20 protein-coding genes, 1 tRNA gene and 1 pseudogene are annotated in these 18,066 nt (G+C 34.6%); 21 read left to right on the top strand and 1 reads right to left on the bottom strand.

Translation table 11 applies throughout. The features are described from left to right. Positions 1–9 precede the first annotated feature (9 nt). The 19 genes and pseudogenes from AAC084_RS14770 to AAC084_RS14680 all read left to right on the top strand — a co-directional run bounded on the left by AAC084_RS14770 (position 10) and on the right by AAC084_RS14680 (position 15,002). A complete protein-coding gene (locus AAC084_RS14770; protein ID WP_339840967.1) occupies positions 10–1,722 on the top strand; it encodes a multicopper oxidase family protein in 1,713 nt (570 codons plus the stop codon). 61 nt (positions 1,723–1,783) lie between these two features. After that, the gene (locus tag AAC084_RS14765; RefSeq protein WP_339840966.1) at positions 1,784–2,341 is read left to right on the top strand and encodes a hypothetical protein; all 558 of its coding nucleotides are present in this window, start codon (positions 1,784–1,786) and stop codon (positions 2,339–2,341) included. A 72-nt stretch (positions 2,342–2,413) separates the two neighbouring features. Then, complete coding sequence (locus AAC084_RS14760) at positions 2,414–2,605, top strand: SHOCT domain-containing protein (RefSeq protein WP_339840965.1); 192 nt, start codon at positions 2,414–2,416, stop codon at positions 2,603–2,605. Positions 2,606–2,686: 81 nt separating this feature from the next. After that, on the top strand, positions 2,687–3,985 hold the full coding sequence (locus AAC084_RS14755; protein WP_339840964.1) for an APC family permease: 1,299 nt from the start codon (positions 2,687–2,689) through the stop codon (positions 3,983–3,985). A 177-nt stretch (positions 3,986–4,162) separates the two neighbouring features. Then, positions 4,163–4,552: a DUF302 domain-containing protein gene (locus AAC084_RS14750; protein WP_339840963.1), complete on the top strand. Its 390-nt coding sequence runs from the start codon at positions 4,163–4,165 to the stop codon at positions 4,550–4,552. Between the two features lie 4 nt (positions 4,553–4,556). Next, positions 4,557–5,033, top strand: coding sequence for a DUF302 domain-containing protein (locus AAC084_RS14745; RefSeq protein ID WP_339840962.1), 477 nt, complete (start codon positions 4,557–4,559; stop codon positions 5,031–5,033). Positions 5,034–5,056: 23 nt separating this feature from the next. Beyond that, positions 5,057–5,659: a DUF3347 domain-containing protein gene (locus AAC084_RS14740; protein WP_339840961.1), complete on the top strand. Its 603-nt coding sequence runs from the start codon at positions 5,057–5,059 to the stop codon at positions 5,657–5,659. Next, positions 5,660–6,109 carry a heme-binding domain-containing protein gene (locus AAC084_RS14735; RefSeq protein WP_339840960.1) on the top strand — a complete coding sequence of 150 codons (450 nt, stop codon included), beginning with the start codon at positions 5,660–5,662 and terminating at the stop codon, positions 6,107–6,109. 25 nt (positions 6,110–6,134) lie between these two features. After that, entirely contained in the window at positions 6,135–6,701 is a 567-nt protein-coding gene (locus AAC084_RS14730) for a DUF3347 domain-containing protein (RefSeq protein WP_339840959.1), read from the top strand. A gap of 140 nt (positions 6,702–6,841) precedes the next feature. Further along, positions 6,842–7,249 carry a hypothetical protein gene (locus tag AAC084_RS14725; RefSeq protein WP_339840958.1) on the top strand — a complete coding sequence of 136 codons (408 nt, stop codon included), beginning with the start codon at positions 6,842–6,844 and terminating at the stop codon, positions 7,247–7,249. A gap of 320 nt (positions 7,250–7,569) precedes the next feature. Continuing rightward, positions 7,570–8,121 (top strand): potassium channel family protein, encoded by a 552-nt coding sequence (locus tag AAC084_RS14720; protein WP_339840957.1) that lies wholly within the window; start codon positions 7,570–7,572, stop codon positions 8,119–8,121. 20 nt (positions 8,122–8,141) lie between these two features. Then, the gene (locus AAC084_RS14715) at positions 8,142–8,624 is read left to right on the top strand and encodes a nuclear transport factor 2 family protein (RefSeq protein WP_339840956.1); all 483 of its coding nucleotides are present in this window, start codon (positions 8,142–8,144) and stop codon (positions 8,622–8,624) included. 6 nt (positions 8,625–8,630) lie between these two features. Next, the gene (locus tag AAC084_RS14710; protein WP_339840955.1) at positions 8,631–9,215 is read left to right on the top strand and encodes a DUF2911 domain-containing protein; all 585 of its coding nucleotides are present in this window, start codon (positions 8,631–8,633) and stop codon (positions 9,213–9,215) included. Between the two features lies 1 nt (position 9,216). Then, positions 9,217–9,921 (top strand): PepSY domain-containing protein, encoded by a 705-nt coding sequence (locus tag AAC084_RS14705; RefSeq protein ID WP_339840954.1) that lies wholly within the window; start codon positions 9,217–9,219, stop codon positions 9,919–9,921. Positions 9,922–9,944: 23 nt separating this feature from the next. Further along, positions 9,945–10,439, top strand: coding sequence for a DUF305 domain-containing protein (locus tag AAC084_RS14700; protein ID WP_339840953.1), 495 nt, complete (start codon positions 9,945–9,947; stop codon positions 10,437–10,439). A 601-nt stretch (positions 10,440–11,040) separates the two neighbouring features. Beyond that, complete coding sequence (locus AAC084_RS14695) at positions 11,041–11,607, top strand: AraC family transcriptional regulator (RefSeq protein WP_339840952.1); 567 nt, start codon at positions 11,041–11,043, stop codon at positions 11,605–11,607. A 100-nt stretch (positions 11,608–11,707) separates the two neighbouring features. Beyond that, on the top strand, positions 11,708–13,966 hold the full coding sequence (locus AAC084_RS14690; RefSeq protein ID WP_339840951.1) for a heavy metal translocating P-type ATPase: 2,259 nt from the start codon (positions 11,708–11,710) through the stop codon (positions 13,964–13,966). Positions 13,967–13,989: 23 nt separating this feature from the next. Beyond that, positions 13,990–14,202, top strand: coding sequence for a heavy-metal-associated domain-containing protein (locus tag AAC084_RS14685; protein ID WP_339840950.1), 213 nt, complete (start codon positions 13,990–13,992; stop codon positions 14,200–14,202). Between the two features lie 15 nt (positions 14,203–14,217). After that, positions 14,218–15,002 (top strand): annotated as a pseudogene (locus AAC084_RS14680) (M90 family metallopeptidase). A 41-nt stretch (positions 15,003–15,043) separates the two neighbouring features. Here AAC084_RS14680 and AAC084_RS14675 read toward each other — a convergent pair. Further along, a complete protein-coding gene (locus AAC084_RS14675) occupies positions 15,044–16,258 on the bottom strand; it encodes a site-specific integrase (RefSeq protein ID WP_339840949.1) in 1,215 nt (404 codons plus the stop codon). A 132-nt stretch (positions 16,259–16,390) separates the two neighbouring features. Here AAC084_RS14675 and AAC084_RS14670 point away from each other — a divergent pair. After that, positions 16,391–16,468, top strand: a tRNA-Leu gene (locus AAC084_RS14670). Positions 16,469–16,705: 237 nt separating this feature from the next. After that, positions 16,706–17,947, top strand: a complete 1,242-nt coding sequence (locus AAC084_RS14665; RefSeq protein WP_210708478.1) for a site-specific integrase — start codon at positions 16,706–16,708, stop codon at positions 17,945–17,947. Positions 17,948–18,066: the final 119 nt, after the last annotated feature.

The raw sequence follows: 18,066 nt of genomic DNA, 5'->3' as shown, positions 1-18,066 counted from the left end.
AATATAGAAATGAAAGGCGAAAATAAATATACTAGAAGAAATTTTGTAGGCACGATAGGTCTTGCTACTGGAGGACTTTATTTATTGCCATTAGCCGTTTCCTGTAAATCGGATGCTTCGAAAAAGAGCATAAGTGCCGGAAAAAATATATCAAAAGATTTCAATGCCGACGTGGATATTCAATTAAAGGCAGTGCGATCTAACACCCAAATAGTATCAAGCGGCACTTCGGATACTTATTCTTACAAGGCATTCCTTAATAAGGGTGCCAAAGGTACCTTACAAGAATTAGAGGGTCGTTCTCTCGGACCTATTATACGAGTTAAGAAAGGAGACAAAGTTCGGATACGATTTGAAAATGAAATCCCTGAGAAATCCATAATTCACTGGCACGGGCTACATGTTTCGCACGAGAATGATGGCCATCCGGAATATGTAATTGGTAATGGCGAGACGTATTTCTATGAATTTGAGGTACTGAATAAGGCGGGTACGTATTGGTTTCATCCGCATCCACATCGTACTACGGGTGAACAAGTATACAAAGGGCTAGCAGGGTTGTTTATCGTTGAAGATGAGGAAGAAAAAGCGTTACAGCTACCTACTGGAGATTATGATATTCCTGTCGTTATTCAGGACAGGACATTTGATGAAAATGGTCAGTTGGTGTACCTGCCCAATGGAAAAATGGATAGAATGCGTGGTTTTCTGGGGAATCAAATCCTTATCAACGGTAAAATCGACAAGACATTATCTCTTAATAAAGACGGGAAATATCGTTTGCGATTACTTAATGGTTCCAATTCACGTGCCTATAAATTAGCTTGGAATACTGGAGAACCGTTGACGGTTTTTGGCGTAGATGGCGGACTTCTGGAAAGGCCTAAAATGTTACCGTATCTGCTATTAGGTCCGGCGCAACGGGTCGATGTGTGGCTCGACCTGACCAATAAAACCGAGAACGAAGAGATAAAGCTAGTTCACATGCCCATTCCATTGGATAAGATGATGGGAGGCGGAATGATGGATGGTGGAATGATGGGTGGTGGTATGATGGGTGGTGGTATGATGGGAAATACTAATACTAATGCGTTGCCTTATGACAGTCAGTTTGATATACTCAACATCAAGGTCGGTGTTTCAAAGAAAAATGAATCAAGCCTGCCTGAAAGCCTACCAGGAGCGTCCCATTTGAACCTTGCCGATGCCATAAATAAGAATGCACCAAGAACCTTCAATTTTGGAATGGAGGATATGATGGAGTGGACCATAAACGGTAGAACCTATAACGGGATGGAAGTCGCCGATGACGAAATCGTGAAACTCAACACCACAGAGATCTGGAGAATCAACAATGGAGGAAACATTACCGCTACTGGTCAAAATGACGGAGGCGGTATGATGGGAATGCACGGCAATGGTGGTATGATGGGCAATGGAGGTAGTATGGGTAACATGATGCAAATGCCCCACCCTATACATATTCATCAATTGCAATTTAATATCGTAAACAGAAATATCGATAACGTTGACCAGAACTTATGGGATGTAGTAAAAGATGGGTTTGTAGATGAGGGATGGCAAGATAGCGTGTATTTATTACCAGGAATGTACATGGATTTAGTAATGCGCTTCGAGAATTTTAAGGGCTTGTTTCTCTACCATTGCCACAATCTGGAACACGAGGATATGGGGATGATGAGGAATTTTAAAATTGAATGACACAAATCAATTTTGAAAAAATAAAAAATCAGTTTGAAATAATAATCTAAAAATAAAAATCATGAAAACAACAGTAAAAATTTTAATGGTAATTGGATTAGTAGGAACAATGGTAAGTTGCAAATCAACTTTCAATGCCAACGAGACCTTACAGGTCGAAGAAAATAGAGATGCCATTTATCAAGAAATCATCTCGAACCCTATTCAGTTTACCAAGTTCATCAGTGAAGCACAAAAAAGTGAAGAAGCAAAAAAGATGTTGATGAAGGCACATATGGAAAAAATGGAATCTGGGGATATGAAAATGATGATGGAGAAAAATCCTGAAATGAAAGAAAAAATGAAGTTGCATATGCAAAAGATGATGGAAGAAAATCCAGAAATGATGCAAAAGATGCAATCCAAAATGCTCGATAAAATGATGGAGAGCGGGAAGGGGCGTAAAATGCTGATGGATGAAATTCATAACAACAAAATGATGAAAGAGGAAATGAAAGAAAGAATGATGCAAATGATGAATGAGAATCCTGAAATGATGGAAGGAATGATGCAGAAAATGATGGAAAAAAACCCCGAAATGATGAAGAAGATGAAGGGCAAAATGAAAAATGAGGGATAATGCATTCCTGAAGTAAAGATTAGGGTAATTGCCAATTAAAACAATTAGTTAACTATTAAAAACGATAGAATTATGATGATGTGGTGGTGGATATTGATACCTGTTGTGCTCGTCTTGGGTGTATTTCTCTACAATGGAAGAAATAAACAAAATACATTGAAGAGAGATAATCCTATTGATATCCTGGACAACCGGTTCGCCAAGGGCGAAATATCCAAAGAAGATTATAAAGAACAAAAACGGACGTTGAGCAGTAAAAATTAGAAGAATAAATAAAGTAATTGCAAACACCAATAAAATCGAGACTAGGATGATTTAATTTTCGTTGGACAGAATTTAATGTAAATGAAAGAGTATAAAAAAAATAGCCTGAGTTTAACCGGAGCTGTATCCTTAGGTACAGGAGTAATGATAGGCGCGGGTATATTTGCCCTTTTGGGTCAGGTAGCCGAACTATCTGGCCAATGGTTTCCGATTGCATTTTTAGTTGGGGCTATCATATCAGGTTTTAGTGCGTATTCATACGTTAAATTATCCAATGCTTATCCATCCGCTGGCGGAATTGCCACCTACCTAAAAAAGATTTATGGTAAGGGAGCACTCACGGCTTCTGGAGCATTACTGATGGCTTTTTCTATGGTCATTAACGAAAGTTTGGTTGCACGTACTTTTGGCTCGTATACGCTGCAATTGTTCGATGTAGGCGAAAATAGTGTCTGGGTTCCAATTTTAGGAGTAGTGTTATTGATTACCGCTTTCTTAATCAATATTTCGGGAAACAACATCATTGGTAAGTCATCTTTGGTGATGGCCATTTTAAAAATCGGGGGTATTTCCATTTTTGCGATTGGCGGTTTGTGGGCTGCGGGATTCTCTTTTTCTGAGGTAGTTCCCTCAAGCAGTTTATCCGAAAATTCGATTTCCAGTTATTTAGGAGCTTTGGCTTTGTCCATTTTAGCCTATAAAGGTTTTACTACCATAACCAATAGCGGTGGAGAAATTGTAAACCCAAATAAAAATGTAGGGAGAGCTATTATTATTTCATTGGCCATTTGCACCCTTATCTACCTTTTGGTCGCTTTTGCAGTTTCCTCTAATCTTTCAATAGAAGAAATCATCCAGGCAAAGGACTATTCGCTAGCTGAAGCTTCCAAACCTGCATTTGGTAAATACGGTCTTTGGTTTACCGTAGGTATTGCTATTGTATCTACGATTTCAGGGGTTATTGCTAGCGTTTTTGCAGTTTCAAGAATGACTGCTATGTTGACAGATATGGAATTAATTCCCCATTACCATTTTGGAATGCCGGGGGGCATACAAAAACATATGCTAGTCTATACCGTGGTATCGGCAATCACATTGACCGTTTTATTTGATTTGACAAGAATCGCGTCATTAGGCGCCATTCTTTATCTAGTTATGGATATCGGCATTCACTGGGGCATTCTAAGAAACCTAAGAAAAGAAATAGAGGCAAAAGCAGCCATAGTTATCACTGCTATTATCCTAGACCTAGTTGTCCTAGGTGCATTCTTATGGATTAAAATCTCCAGTGACCCATTAGTAGTGATTGTTGCAGTAATACTGACGATACTTGTTTTCACCGGGGAGAAATGGTTTTTAAAAAAAACAAATAACTCTTAAAATTGAAATGATGATGTATTGGTGGGTAATTGGTTTAACTATTCTAGTCTGGCAATATGATAAAAAGAAAATAGAAGCCTTTTGGATATTCTGGGCGAACGTTTCACCAAAGAAGAGCTATCTAAAGAAGTATATAAAGAATAAAAACGAACGTTGAACTCTTAAAATTAAAAATTTATGGAATATTATTTTAATACAAGTCTTAATGAAAATTTTGATGATGTCATAGACAAAGTAACCGATGAACTTAAAAAAGAAGGTTTCGGTATACTGACCGAAATCAATGTGAACGAAACCCTTAAAAAGAAACTTGATGTGGATTTTAAGCGGTATCAGATTTTGGGGGCCTGTAATCCGCCTTTTGCTCATCAAGCCTTAGAGGCGGAAGATAAAATAGGGACAATGTTGCCCTGTAATGTTATTGTTCAGCAGAAAAATGATAGTACTGTTGAAGTAGCAGCAGTAAACCCTATAGCTTCAATGCAAGCTGTAGAAAATGAAAAACTTATAGAGATAGCCAATCAAATATCAGATAAACTAAAGCGCGTAATTAACCAATTGAATTGATATTATGATGGAATCAAATGAAGAAACAACAAAAGAAACACCACATCAAAATTATATGGAGAGTAGAAATACGCCTTATTGCTTTGTAAAACGATACGGTTCGCTCACTTTCGATGAAGCACTTACACAATTAAGGGATAGTCTTAAAAAGGCAGACTTTGATATTATCGCTGAAATGGATATTGAAAAATATCTCAATAAGCATATCAAAAATCTGTCCAGCTATAAGATTTTATTGGTCTGCAATAAGAAAACAGCAGCCGATTTACTATCCTACGATGTACAGATGACAACTTTAATTCCCTGTAAAATAAGTATCAAAGAGATTGAAGGAGAGGCTTTGGTTGAAGTTTCGATTGAGGATACTGAAAAAACTTGGGCAATTTCTGAAAAAAAAGAAATAACAGACATCGCTAAGAACATCAAACAAACACTCTCTGACATATTGAATCAAATAGGACCTAAAAACGTAAAATTATAAATTAATAATTAAAGTTCACTAAAATGAAAAAATCAAAATTATCAGTCGGGATTATAGCAATAGCACTTGTAATCTTTACAGTGACCTCGTGCAAAGACAATAAACAAGATGAGAAAAGCGCAAAAGAAGACCATTCTGAAATGAACCACGATAACAGCGACGGGCATCACGATGGAGAGAAAAAAGAAATGGCAATGAATGGAAATGGCGCATCACAAGCTATTTTAAACGACTATTTCAGCCTTAAAGATGCATTGGTTGCAGATGATAATGCTAAGGCAAAAGATCTTGGTGCAACTCTTGCTAAAAGTTTAGGAAATCTTGATGTTTCAAATTATACAGATGCCCAAAAGGTAGATTTAAAGGATATTATTGAAGATGCTGTTGAGCAATCAGAGCATATTTCAGAAAATGATATAGCGCACCAGCGAGAGCACTTTAAAACCTTAAGTAAGGATGTGACTGATATGGTAGCCATTACAGGAACTGCAAGTGCCTTATATGAGCAATTTTGCCCAATGTACGATGGTGGTAGTACTTGGTTAAGTAGAAGCAAAGAGGTTCTTAACCCTTACTATGGCAGCAAAATGCTAACCTGTGGGAATATAAAAAAGCAAATTAATTAAATGAAAATTGTTAAAATCATAGGCTTGTTTTTGCTGGTAACGTTAGTAGGAATACAGTTCTTTCCTACTTCCCGTAACCAAAGCGACACGATACCAAGAACAGATTTCATGCTGGTAAATGATGTACCAGAACAGATCAAGAACAAGTTGCAAGTTTCTTGCTATGACTGTCATAGCAACAATACAGCTTATCCTTGGTATAACAAAGTGCAACCTGTGGCTTGGTTATTGGAAAACCATGTTAAAGAAGGAAGGGCTGAACTCAACTTTAACGAATGGGATTCGTTGAGCAGTAGAAGAAAGGCAAGTAAATTGAAGTCAATTATTAGTCAGATAGAAAATGACGAAATGCCTCTAGCCTCTTATACCCTTATCCACAGTGATGCGGTTTTTTCGGAAACTGAAAAACAGGACATCATCAAATTTTTAACGGAACTTAAAAATAAATAATAAACAACAATTAAATACTAGAAAAATGAAAAATCTAAAAATGAGTATAGCAGCAATGCTATTGTTAACCCTTTCTTTTACTAACGCACAGGAAAAAGAAAAAATGAACATGGATCATAGCAAAATGAATATGGACGGCATGAAAATGAATATGGACAAAATGCAAGATGCAAAGGCTGAAGCAATTTTATCTGACTATTTCGTTCTAAAAGAAGCCCTAGTTGCAGATGATACCAAAAAGGCAGCTCAAACAAGTGCTAAATTGGCAGCTTCACTAAAAGCCATTGACAAGTCAAATTATACAGCAGATGAGCAAAAAGAACTGGCAGATATCATAGCAGATGCTACTGAACATGCAGAACATATTGCCAAAAGTCCAATAGAACATCAACGTGAGCACTTTAAAATGTTGAGTAAGGATATTACAGATATGGTGGCCATTACGGGAACAAAAAATACATTGTACCAACAATTTTGTCCTATGTATGATGGTGGTAGCAATTGGTTGAGTGAGAGTAGCGATGTCAAAAATCCTTACTATGGAAGTAAAATGCCAACATGTGGAAAAGTGATAGAAACTATTGAAAAGTAAATCTTGATATGGAAGCATTGAGCCTTGGCATTTTTATTATACCCACGATTGCGTTGACCGTGGTCGTTCTGCTGTACTTCCATTTTGCCAAACAGGTACGGGATAAAAAAATTTATAGGAACTATATAATTAGAGTCGCCGTGATAGCATTTTCGGTGAATTTTATTTGGGAGGTTTTACAAGGTCCGCTATATGAAGGTTTTGAATACGATTGGCAGCATATTTCATTTTGCGCCTTGGCATCCATAGCCGATATGTTGATGGTACTTATCCTATTTTTTGGATTTGCATTGGTCTATAGAAATGTAAATTGGGTAATGAATTGGGATTTTGAAATAATAGTGCCCTTGATCTTAGTGGGAAGTGTTGGGGCGATTCTCGGAGAAATTTGGCATTTAGCACACGGTGATTGGAGCTATGCAGAGGCAATGCCCTTGATTCCATTAATAGAAATAGGGATTTCTCCACTCTTGCAATTTGCGTTGTTACCATACATGATTTTCCTCAGCAGTAAAAGGTTTATACCAGTGACTAATTTGGAAAAGTAAAATATGGGTCGGACAGGAATGTGTTTTTAGATTGTTTGCGAAACGTATTTGGTATCCGCCCAGATTATTAATAAGGAAAAAGTCCTGTTAGGGAAAGGGAGATTGGTTAGTTAATGGTTAGTGTTCAATCCTCTTCCCTAGACAGGCACAATAAAATAAATAATTTACAATGAAAGATTGTTGTAATAGCGGTTGTGATAAAAAAACAAAAAAGACTGGATTAAGAAAGTGGTTAAATTATTTGCTCTATGCCGTAATTGCAATAATAGTCTTAGGAGCTTTGCTAATGCAGATATTTGGCAAAAAATAATTATTCAATAATGCAAAAAATAAGCGATACATCAGAGTTAAATAGCTTTTATAAACAGCTATTTAAGAAGCTTTTATTCACGACAATTTTAGTTGTAGTTATCTCGCTGAGCTATGTCTTATTGACGTCCCTTAATGTTGCTCATCCTACCATATCATATATTATAGGGGGATTAGCATTTATAAAAGCTTTTTTTATTGTACGTCTAACCTTCATCCAGCTGACTAAAATAATTGGTGAAAGTCATAAGCTTAGCCATGTGCTAACACTTTTTGGAGTTTTAATTCTATTAATTATGTTATCCTTCTCATTTGATTATCATGCGATATATGCAACAAATGTTGATAGTTTTAAAACATCGTTGACTGGAAATTCATCATTTATTAGACAATTTTTTGAGTTTTTATATTTCAGTTTAATAACCTTTTCTTCAGTTGGCTTTGGAGATATCGTACCCGTTTCTGTATCAGGAAAAATAATAGTAATGCTAGAAGTCCTTTTGAGCTTTTTTGTTTTGGTTTTTGGTATTGCCAATATTAATAGAATACACGTGGATAAATAACCCTAATTAAAAATATAATTATGAAACTACTTAAATTAATTACACTAGTAACTGTTCTCATTGCATCATGCAATTTTACCATTGCACAGAATAGTAAGGATACAGCAGATAAGAAAGACGTTATCGCCGTGATGAAATCATACAAGGATGCTTTACAAAACTTAACGACAGAGGGAACATTTGAGTTGTTTATCGATGATTCTAAAGTATTTGAATCAGGAGGTGTAGAAGGTACTTATGCGCATTATATAGAACATCATCTCGGGCCAGAATTGGGTCACTTTAAAAGCTTCACTTTTTCAGATTACGAAATTGATGTTCAGGTGGATGGCATTTATGCCTTTACAACAGAAACGTATGTTTATACCATAGTATTAAAGCCCGATGGTAAAGGCGAAAGTAGAACTATTGCTAAGAAAGGAGTAGCAACTTCTATTCTAAAGCAAATAGATGAAAAATGGAAAATTATTAAAACTCATTCTTCTTCAAGAAATAAAAAATAAAATCATATGAAACTACGTATTCTTTTTACCCTATTGTTATGTACAACTTTTTTTACGTCTTGTAAGCAAGATAAAAAAGAAACCAAAAAAATTCCAGAGCAATCACAAACTGAAACTATATCGAAGCCGTCAAAGAAAACATTAAGTCCACATACTTCAACTATGGCAATGATAGATGATGCTCATATTCATATCGACTATTCATCACCTGGAGTTCGAGATAGAATAATATTTGGTGGATTGTTGGCTTACAATCAGGTGTGGCAAGCTGGCGCGCATAATGCAACTTGGTTAGAAACCAATAAAGATTTAACCATTAATGGGAAAGAGTTGAAAGCTGGCAAATACGGATTTTTTGTAATTCCAAATGAGGAAGAATGGACAATCATTTTTAATACCAATTGGAATCAACACGGTAAAGATGAATATAACGAGAAGGATGATGTACTGCAATTTAAAGTAACCCCCAAAATTTCCGAGGAAGTTCAGGAACATTTAGAATATAAGATAGTAAGGACTTCCGATGCATCAGGTACAATGAGTTTGAGATGGGAGAAGGTGGTTGTTGAATTTCCATTTGAAGTAAATTGAAATGGTAAAAAGAAAGACAGCATTAAAAATCAGAAAAGCACATCGGTATTTAGGTCTTTTCATAGGTATTCAGTTCCTGATGTGGACGATTAGCGGGATGTATTTTAGTTGGACAGATATAGATGAGATACATGGTGATTATTTCAAAAAAGACGTTCCTGAACAAGCTTCATTTAAAAACTTGATTAGTACATCTGAGTTAGAAAATGAGCAAAATATTAAATTTTTAGAGTTATTAGAAATTGATAACGAACCTTATTTTTGGATAAATAAAGAACACCTTTTTAATGCTATTTCAGGTACAAAAAAGGATGGTGTTACCGAAGAAGAAGCAATTAATATAGCGGAGCGTTATATGTTGGCTGATTTAGAATTTGACCAAATACAAAGGATTGAAACTGTAGGGAATCATCACGAGTATCGAGGAAGACCTTTACCCGCTTATGAGATTTCATACAAAAATAATGAAAACCTTAAGGCTTATGTAGCAATTGAGAATGGAGCTTTTCAAACAGTACGTCATCGCGATTGGCGCTGGTTTGACTTTCTCTGGATGACGCACACGATGGATTATCAAGGGCGAGACAATTTTAATACAATAGTTCTAAGAGCTTTTTCACTTTTAGGATTAATAACAGTACTCAGTGGATTTTTACTTTGGTTTACAAGTTCGCCTACTCTTAGAAAAATAAAGAAAGGAAAATAATTAAAAATAATTATAAATAAAATATGAATTCAAAAGAACACAACCACGAAGTTATGAAAAAAGGTAATTATACAAAATTTGTTTTAATGCTTGCGGCATCTTTCGTAGCAATGTACATTACTATGTATTTAAATTCCTATGCAATCGATCATGTTTATTTCAGTCTTTCACGTTTCTATATGAGTTGTCTAGGTATTTCAGCAATGGCGATAATAATGTTCGTTGCTATGCGTAATATGTATAAAAATAAAAATAAGAATATTGGTATAGTTGCCGGGAGTATTATTCTGTTTATAACTGCCTTGGGATTGGTCCGGACACAAGCACCTATAATTGGCGATGTACTATGGATGAAGGCAATGATTCCACATCACTCCATTGCAATTTTAACAAGTGAACGTGCAGCTATTGAGGATCCAGAAGTTAAAAAATTAGCTGAGGATATTATCAAAGCACAAAAGAAAGAAATAGCAGACATGAAACGAATGATTAATCGTATACAAAAGGATAAAAATTGATTTCATGCAGTTTTCATCTTAATATAACCGTTTTTAAGAAATGCTACTACTAGAATTTAAAACCAGAAAGTTTTTTACAAAAATCAAAAAATTACTTATATTTAATAGAGGTAAACATGGAAAATAAATATTTATTTATTAAATATTATTTCAACAATAAAGGATAATACTTCATAGCATTATTAATCTTACGGTCTACTATTACATGTTATAATAAGCCCATGATTAAACTAAATTAATTTACAAGTAATACATCTGCAGAAAATAGAATCATGAAATAATTGTTGTATAAGTTAATATAATTCTAAATCCAATTTTTTTGGACCATTGGACTAAAACGAATTGCGACCTAAACGTAGATAGTATAAAAGAATATTGAAGATATATTAAAATTGGCGTGATGAAAGAATATGAGCGATAATCGTAGAATAAGGAGAAAGAATGAAAGAAGAAAAAAAACTTTCAAATATCCTATTAGTAAGAAAGATAAAACGGTAGGGATACTTGCTATTGTATTGTTGTTTTTTTTAGCCGTACTGTTGGTCTTTTACTTTGCATTTAAAGGCATCAATATTTGATTATAATATTTTAATTATAAAATATGTCCAATACCATCCATATAAAAAATATGGTCTGCCCAAGATGTATCTCAGCAGTATCTAACATTTTACAAGTACTAGCTATTTCATATGGCTCAATTAAATTAGGAGAGGTTGAATTAACAACGCCTTTAAGTGAGGAAACTAAAAACACTTTTTCTAAAGCACTTCAAGATTCTGGCTTTAGCTTAATCAACGATCGTAGAAGTCAACTTATAGAACAGATGAAAACTTTGGTGGTGGATAAAATCCATCACTCGTCAGACGAATTGGATATTAAATGGGCAGACTATATAGCTAAAAATCTGCATCTTGATTATAAATACTTAAGTTCCCTATTCTCATCGGTTGAAAGTATTACGTTCGAGCAGTACATCATAAACCAGAAAATTGAACGCATTAAGGAATTCATAGTTTACGATGAGTTAACCTTAAGTGAAATATCTCATACCTTGAACTATAGTAGTGTCGCCTATTTAAGCAATCAATTTAAAAAAGTTACAGGAATGACACCTACCCAATTCAAGAAAGTCATAGATAAGAATCGTAAATCTTTAGATGAGATTTAGAATGTATAATCAGTAAATTCTACAAATCATTCAGCTTATTCTGTAACACATTAAAGTCCTTTAATCCTGAAATTTGTGGTGTACAAAGAAGTATAGGATTATGGAGACAATTAACATATTTGAAACAAAAGAGAAAAACCATAAGCAAGGAATAAAAGAATCATTCCCAGTTACTGGAATGACCTGCGCATCGTGTGCATCAAGCGTTGAATCTGTGTTAAAACATACAGACGGCGTAATTGATGCAAGCGTAAACTTTGCTAGTAGTACTGTTCTTGTGGAATACGACAAAAAGTTGAGTCCTAATCAACTTCAAAATGCACTTCGCGAAGTGGGTTATGATATTATCATTGATGCAGAAAACCCTTCAGAAGTACAACAAGAACTTCAACAAAAGCACTATCAGGATATAAAAAACCGTACCATCTGGTCGGCAATACTTACGCTTCCAATTTTTGTCTTGGGAATGTTCTATATGCAGTGGGAATCAGGTAAGTGGATATCCTTGGTATTAACTTTTCCTGTTCTTTTTTGGTTCGGTCGTAACTTTTTCATCAATGCTTTCAAACAAGCCAAACACGGGAAGGCGAATATGGATACGCTAGTAGCCTTGAGTACCGGAATCGCTTTTCTCTTTAGTGTATTCAATACTTTTTTTCCTGATTTCTGGTTAAGTCAAGGTATCGAGCCTCACGTTTATTATGAGGCGGCAACGGTAATTATAACCTTTATTTCATTGGGGAAACTATTGGAAGAAAAGGCAAAGTCAAATACCTCTTCTGCCATTAAAAAATTGATGGGGCTACAGCCCAAAACCCTCAAGATTATAGAGAATGGTGAAGAAAAAGAAATTCCTATTTCGGCTGTTCAAGTAGGTCAAATTATTTTAGTTCGTCCGGGAGAAAAGATTCCTGTAGATGGAGAAGTTTTCAAAGGAAGCTCATATGTAGATGAAAGTATGATTACGGGAGAACCTGTTCCCGTAGAAAAATCTAAGGATGAAAAAGTATTTGCAGGTACGGTAAACCAAAAAGGAAGTTTTCAGTTTACTGCTGAAAAAGTAGGAGGCGAAACCTTGCTATCACAAATCATTAAAATGGTTCAGGAAGCCCAAGGAAGCAAAGCACCGGTGCAAAAACTGGTCGACAAAATTGCCGGAATATTTGTTCCTGTTGTATTAGGTATATCTATCGTTACATTCATCGTTTGGATGTTAATTGGTGGTGATAATGCATTTTCGCAAGCCTTATTAACTTCTGTAGCTGTATTAGTTATTGCTTGTCCTTGTGCGCTTGGATTAGCAACACCTACTGCAATTATGGTGGGTATTGGTAAGGGGGCAGAAAATAACATCCTAATTAAAGATGCAGAAAGTTTAGAACTTGGTCATAAAGTGAACGCTGTCATTCTTGATAAAACAGGCACAATTACAGAAGGAAAACCGTTAGTAACTGATATACTTTGGAAGAATAACCTTGAAAATAAAAATCAATACAAGCAAATTCTTTTGGCAATAGAAGCACAATCAGAACATCCTTTGGCGGAAGCAGTAGTCAACCACTTTAAAGATGAAAATATTGAAAAAGCTGAAATGACTTCTTTTGAAAGTATTACAGGAATGGGTGTTAAAGCGCAAGCAGAAAATGGTTCACAATACTATGTGGGAAACCATAAATTAATGATTGAGAAAAACATTCAAATCGACCCTTCCTTAATACAGACAGCAGAAAGTCTCGAAGAACAGGCAAAAACTGTCATATTTTTTGGTAATGAAAAAGAAGTGCTGGCTATACTCGCCATTGCAGACAAAATTAAGGAAACTTCAAAAAAGGCCATAGCAACGCTTCAAGAACGAGGGATCGAGGTCTATATGCTTACTGGAGATAATAATAAAACCGCATCAGCTGTCGCAAAACAAGTAGGAATAACAAATTACCAAGGAGAAGTCATGCCTTCAGAGAAAGCGGCTTTTGTTGAAAAATTACAAGCAGAAGGGAAGATAGTAGCTATGGTAGGCGATGGCATCAACGATTCTCACGCTTTGGCACAAGCCAATGTAAGTATCGCTATGGGTAAAGGTTCGGATATAGCAATGGACGTTGCAAAAATGACATTGATAACGTCAGATTTACAATCCATCCCAAAAGCATTGGAACTGTCAAAGAGAACTGTTTTGGGCATACGTCAGAATCTTTTTTGGGCATTCATTTATAATCTCATAGGTATTCCAATTGCAGCAGGCGTTTTGTATCCCGTAAATGGATTTTTATTGGACCCAATGATTGCAGGAATGGCAATGGCTTTCAGTAGCGTATCTGTAGTTCTAAATAGCTTAAGGCTTAAACAAGTAAAACTTTAATATTAATCATAAATTCAAATACAATGAAAACTTTAAAATTTAAAACAAATATCAATTGTGGTGGATGCGTTTCAAAAGTTACCCCATTTTTAAACAAGCAAGAAGGTGTAGAAAGTTGGAAAGTGGATACCGCTAATCCTGATAAAATTTTAACCATTGAAAGCGATGGTGCTTCAGAAGAAGATGTAAAGGCTACATTACAAAAAGTAGGCTTTAAAGCGGAACCTGTAGATTAATTCTCGCGTTTTAATATGGTTTATATTTTAATTTTTGTTGGGATTCTGCTGTTTGCTATTGATTTTTATCGAAAAGCGAAACGACAAAACGTAAAGCCTTTTCCAGAACATTGGAACAAATTATTAATGGAGCATGTTCTCTATTACCAGAATCTTTCAGAAGACAAGCAACTTGTTTTTTAGCAACGAATGATGCAATTTTTAAGTGAAGTTTATATAGATGGTGTGCAGTTTGAATTAGAAGAATTAGACAAAATTTTAATTTCAGCAAGTGCGGTAATTCCTGTTTTTGGCTTTAAAGAATGGCATTACACTAATTTAAGTAGCATTCTATTATATCCAGATAATTTTAATGAAGATATGCAATTTAGCAGTAAGGATAACTCGCGCAATATTGGTGGAATAGTTGGAAATGGACGTTTTGAGAAACAAATGATTTTATCTAAAAAGCATTGTATCACGGTTTTAAAAACACAACCGATAAAAGCAATACTGGCATACACGAATTCGTGCATCTCATTGATAAGCTGGATGACAGTACAGATGGCGTTCCAGAGCGATTATTAGAACATCAATATGCAATACCTTGGCTGAATTTAATCCATAAAGAAATGGAAGCGATAAATGACAATCATTCTGATATCAGAAAATACGGAGGTACAAATCAGGCTGAATTTTTTGCAGTAGCTTCAGAATATTTCTTTGAGTGTCCAGACTTGCTCAAAAAAAAACATCCAGAACTGTATAAAATGTTGGTTAAATGCTTCAATCAAAAATTAGCGAATCCAATTCAAATATAGCTCACATCTAAAAGGGTGCTTTTAGCAGAGTGTAAAATAGATTAAAAGTTAACAACACTATCTAAAGCATCATCCGCATCTTTGTGGATGAAGTTCGCTTGATAGTTTATGGTTGTTTTGAGGTCGCTATGCCTATATAATTTTTGAAGTATTTTAATTGGGATTTTGTCTTCGGATAGATTTCCAAAACTATGACGTGCAATATGCATTGTTACTTTCTTTTTAACTTTTGCTTTCTTGGCAACTTCAACTAGGTATTTGTTCAATTTTTTTGTAGCCGTTTTGGTCTTAGCATAAACATCTTTGGCATCTTTAAGATCAGCCTTTTTCAACTCCGGAAAGACAAAATCTTCGTCATTTCGTTTATCATTCTTATAGCAGCGTAATATGGATAAGGCTTTCTCAGGAATTTTCAGAGAAAGCAATTTTGAGTTTTTATTCATTCTGTAGTTTAATCTTTCGTCATAAATATTAGACCATTTTATTTTGAGAACATCTGCAGCTCTAATACCAGCAAAATAAAAGCTGAATAGCCAAACATTGCGAGCATGCGTTTCACAAGTTGTTAAGTTTTTTACAGTTTCGAACGCTATTATATCTTGTTGGTTAAGCCCTATTTTTTCAGTTTCAGGAAATTTAATTCTAATCTTGTCAGAACCAAAAGGATAGAGTTTTCTATCTACTAAGTTCATTCTTATAGCCCTGTTATAGATAGTTCTAATGACCACAAGATTATTTACTATTGACCTTTCTGAAAGGTTAAATTCTTTTTTCAAATAGATTTGAAATTTTCTCAAAAACTGCTCGTCAATTTCAGGAAAGGTTAATTGCTTAGACTTACTAAAGTTTATGACGTGATTTACACGGACTCTATCTGCGGACAGTTGGGCAAGTTTATTATTTGCTTCAAGTTCAAAAAGAAAATCATTTGCAATTTCATAAAAGGCACTTGATTTAGATGCGGAATATAGAGACTCTTTAATCTGATTCGCTGAATAGTCCTTTTTTTCAGATTGCAAATCCACAAGTGCTTTGTTGACTTCTAATAGTTTTGTAGCTAATAAATTATTTAGCCTAATAGAATTTGTATTAGACTTTTTTACTCTTGATTTATTTTCATCCCAATCTTTCAAATCAACGTAGTGACCAATGTAATGATATGTGGATTTACGATTTTTAGTAATACGTATTGCCAATGGGTATAACCCTTCTTTATTTACTTTTTTTCTTACTACAATTTTTGCGTTCGATGCCATAACCCTATAATTCGGATTATAAAGATAATCATTTTTGGTACAACATAGGTACAACAAATATTGATTTAGGATGTTATTAAATGAAATAAATAAATATTAAAACATTATTAATCAATTGATTATAAGTATGTTTACTTGATTTTGATATTAAAATCGCTGGATTCAAAATCCAGTTCTTCGGAGTGCGGGTTCGATTCCCGCCTCGAGTACGATTAACAGATTACATTACACCAAAACCCTGTAAACTATATGTTTTACAGGGTTTTTTCTTTTTAACGATATCATTTAGGACCATTTAAAACCATCTGGCAGGTGTCTAATTCGGGCGCACTAGAAAGATAGTAGTTACTGCGCCCGAATTGATTTTAATTCTCTTATTTACAGTAGCTTACAGCGTTGACTTTTGTGAATTATTTTCTATATTTAAGTATTTTAAATCGAAAATTAATGCAGAATTCGTTGTCCGTTTTATTTTATCTCAGGAAAAAGGCTACTGGTGACCTATCTATGGCCACCATTTATCTACGAATAACTGTCAATGGTAAAAGAGCAGAAGTCAGCACTTTGCGGAAAATACCTATATCAAAATGGAATGCTAAAGCAAACCGGGTTATTGGATATAGCATAGAAGCGAGACAGGCTAATCGACAGCTGGATATAATCAAAAATAGGATTTATGAGATTTATCAGAATCTTTTAAACCAAGATATCGAGATTGTAACGGCAAAAGGTATAAGAGATGAATATATTGGTGTCAATAAAAGTCGAAAACTCATTCTAGAAATGTTTGAAGAACACAATCTTACAATGGAAAGGTTGGTAGGAAAAGAGTTTTCTTTTAGGACCTTACAAAGGTATAAAACTACCAAAAAGCATCTTGCCAAATACATTAAATCTAATTACAAGTTAGATGATTACCCTTTAAAGGGTATAGATGTCCAATATATCAATGGGTTCATTTACTTCTTAAAGACCAAACAAAATCTCTCGCATAATTCAGCTTTAAAGTATGTTGCTTATTTTAAAAAAATCATAAGGGTGGCTTGTGCAAATGGATGGTTGGATAAGGATCCGTTTTATAATTTCAAACTGCGGGCGAAGACCATTGATAAGGAGTTTTTAAGAAAAGATGAAATTGATAAACTCATTGAAGCTGACTTTTCAATTCCTAGGTTGTCGCAGGTTAGGGATGTTTTTATTTTTAGCTGTTACACAGGTCTTGCCTATGTTGATGTTGCAAAACTCAAAGAAGACGATATTGTAATAGGCATGGATGGTGGACGATGGATAAAAGTAAACAGGACGAAGACAAAAACATTAAGTAGTATTCCAATTTTACCCGTTGCCGAGCAAATTATATCCAAATATGCTAGTATGATAAATTATGAAAATAAGCTACTACCTGTTTATAGTAATCAGAAAACAAACGGGTACCTTAAAGAGATTGCTGATCTTAGTGGTATAACGAAGAAATTAACCTTTCATATGGCTAGACATACGTTTGCAACTACTATAACTTTATCTAATGGTGTACCTATTGAATCTGTTAGTAAGATGTTAGGACACAAGTCATTGAAAACGACTCAACATTATGCAAAAATATTAGATATTAAACTCTCCGAGGATATGAAAAAGCTTCGATTGCGATTTGAAAATGAAAGCAAATTATTCGCAAAGAATATTACTTAGTATGCGATTTTATATTCGGATTTTTAGTTTTTCAAAAACAAATTTATTTAGAAATATTCCAAATAGATGGTTATGCCATAATTGTTTTGCTAAATAATGAGCATATTCATATCTTACTT

The sequence above is a fragment of the uncultured Maribacter sp. genome (assembly GCF_963977385.1).
Taxonomy (GTDB): domain Bacteria; phylum Bacteroidota; class Bacteroidia; order Flavobacteriales; family Flavobacteriaceae; genus Maribacter.
Note: the sequence above shows the minus strand (reverse complement) of the source record. Positions and strands in the feature narration are given on the sequence as shown.

Bases quoted from the DNA above. Each gene is read 5' to 3' on its own strand.
- AAC084_RS14770 (WP_339840967.1), top strand. From the start codon at position 10: ATGAAAGGCGAAAATAAATATACTAGAAGAAATTTTGTAGGCACGATA.
- AAC084_RS14765 (WP_339840966.1), top strand. From the start codon at position 1,784: ATGAAAACAACAGTAAAAATTTTAATGGTAATTGGATTAGTAGGAACA.
- AAC084_RS14760 (WP_339840965.1), top strand. From the start codon at position 2,414: ATGATGATGTGGTGGTGGATATTGATACCTGTTGTGCTCGTCTTGGGT.
- AAC084_RS14755 (WP_339840964.1), top strand. From the start codon at position 2,687: ATGAAAGAGTATAAAAAAAATAGCCTGAGTTTAACCGGAGCTGTATCC.
- AAC084_RS14750 (WP_339840963.1), top strand. From the start codon at position 4,163: ATGGAATATTATTTTAATACAAGTCTTAATGAAAATTTTGATGATGTC.
- AAC084_RS14745 (WP_339840962.1), top strand. From the start codon at position 4,557: ATGATGGAATCAAATGAAGAAACAACAAAAGAAACACCACATCAAAAT.
- AAC084_RS14740 (WP_339840961.1), top strand. From the start codon at position 5,057: ATGAAAAAATCAAAATTATCAGTCGGGATTATAGCAATAGCACTTGTA.
- AAC084_RS14735 (WP_339840960.1), top strand. From the start codon at position 5,660: ATGAAAATTGTTAAAATCATAGGCTTGTTTTTGCTGGTAACGTTAGTA.
- AAC084_RS14730 (WP_339840959.1), top strand. From the start codon at position 6,135: ATGAAAAATCTAAAAATGAGTATAGCAGCAATGCTATTGTTAACCCTT.
- AAC084_RS14720 (WP_339840957.1), top strand. From the start codon at position 7,570: ATGCAAAAAATAAGCGATACATCAGAGTTAAATAGCTTTTATAAACAG.
- AAC084_RS14715 (WP_339840956.1), top strand. From the start codon at position 8,142: ATGAAACTACTTAAATTAATTACACTAGTAACTGTTCTCATTGCATCA.
- AAC084_RS14710 (WP_339840955.1), top strand. From the start codon at position 8,631: ATGAAACTACGTATTCTTTTTACCCTATTGTTATGTACAACTTTTTTT.
- AAC084_RS14705 (WP_339840954.1), top strand. From the start codon at position 9,217: ATGGTAAAAAGAAAGACAGCATTAAAAATCAGAAAAGCACATCGGTAT.
- AAC084_RS14700 (WP_339840953.1), top strand. From the start codon at position 9,945: ATGAATTCAAAAGAACACAACCACGAAGTTATGAAAAAAGGTAATTAT.
- AAC084_RS14695 (WP_339840952.1), top strand. From the start codon at position 11,041: ATGTCCAATACCATCCATATAAAAAATATGGTCTGCCCAAGATGTATC.
- AAC084_RS14690 (WP_339840951.1), top strand. From the start codon at position 11,708: ATGGAGACAATTAACATATTTGAAACAAAAGAGAAAAACCATAAGCAA.
- AAC084_RS14685 (WP_339840950.1), top strand. From the start codon at position 13,990: ATGAAAACTTTAAAATTTAAAACAAATATCAATTGTGGTGGATGCGTT.
- AAC084_RS14675 (WP_339840949.1), bottom strand. From the start codon at position 16,258: ATGGCATCGAACGCAAAAATTGTAGTAAGAAAAAAAGTAAATAAAGAA.
- AAC084_RS14665 (WP_210708478.1), top strand. From the start codon at position 16,706: ATGCAGAATTCGTTGTCCGTTTTATTTTATCTCAGGAAAAAGGCTACT.